This window comes from Sphingobium sp. D43FB (genome assembly GCF_002312805.1).
Taxonomy (GTDB): domain Bacteria; phylum Pseudomonadota; class Alphaproteobacteria; order Sphingomonadales; family Sphingomonadaceae; genus Sphingobium.
The window spans coordinates 1-407 of sequence record NZ_NMUA01000231.1; the positions used below are offsets into that span (position 1 = coordinate 1).

General features: G+C 60.9%; 1 pseudogene. It reads left to right on the forward strand.

The annotated features are described in order from the left end of the window. Positions 1–121: 121 nt before the first annotated feature. Positions 122–407, forward strand: a pseudogene (locus tag SxD43FB_RS24155) (hypothetical protein); the annotation flags it as partial.

The following is a 407-nucleotide window of genomic DNA, read 5'->3' on the forward strand; positions in this document are numbered from 1 at the left end:
ACGCAAGTGCTGCCCGATCGCTGCCTCGCCGGGCGGGTGATTTTCTTGCCCGAGGTACAAATTGACTTTCTAGAGCATCTACTCTAGAACCAAAGCACAACGTCGATAAAGGAAGCCGCGCATGTCCGCCGAACCCGCCTGGAAGCCCGCAACGCAGCAGCCGCTCAGCGAACTGCTCGCGCTGCAGCGCAAGGCGTTCGCCGCCAACCCCATGCCGACCGCCGGCCAGCGTCGGCAATGGCTCAACACCCTGCGCGACCTGCTCAGCGCCGAGCGCGAAGCGCTGATTGCGGCGATCAGCAGCGATTTCAGTCACCGCAGCGCCGATGAAACCCTGCTCGCCGAGTTGATGCCCTGTTTGATGGGCATCGATGACGCACGAAAGAATCTACAGAAATGGATGAAAC